The 350-nt window shown below is 68.6% G+C and carries 1 protein-coding gene; it reads left to right on the top strand.

Translation table 11 applies throughout. The features are described 5' to 3' along the window. Nucleotides 1-350 (top strand): aquaporin (locus FLO80_RS22760; RefSeq protein ID WP_188078425.1); only part of this gene is annotated, 350 nt, incomplete at its 3' end.

Here is a 350-nt window from a genome sequence, read left to right as displayed (position 1 = left end):
ATGAAGCAATACGGAGCAGAGTTCTTCGGCACCTTCTGGCTGGTATTGGGCGGCTGCGGCAGCGCAGTACTCGCTGCCGGCGTACCGGAACTGGGAATCGGCTACCTCGGCGTGGCCCTGGCGTTCGGCCTCAGCGTGCTGACCATGGCCTATGCCATCGGCCCGATCTCCGGCGCCCATCTGAACCCCGCGGTATCGGTAGGCCTGTGGGTCGGCGGGCGCTTCCCGGCCAGCCAACTGCTGCCCTATGTCGTCGCCCAGGTCCTCGGTGGCCTCGCCGCCGGCGGCGTGCTGTACCTGATCGCCAGCGGCAAGGCCGGCTTCGACCTGGCCGCCGGCTTCGCCTCCAA

Origin of the sequence: Aquicoccus porphyridii (assembly GCF_008369105.1) — a bacterium.
Taxonomy (GTDB): domain Bacteria; phylum Pseudomonadota; class Alphaproteobacteria; order Rhodobacterales; family Rhodobacteraceae; genus Aquicoccus; species Aquicoccus porphyridii.
This window is presented reverse-complemented; position numbering and strand designations above follow the sequence as displayed.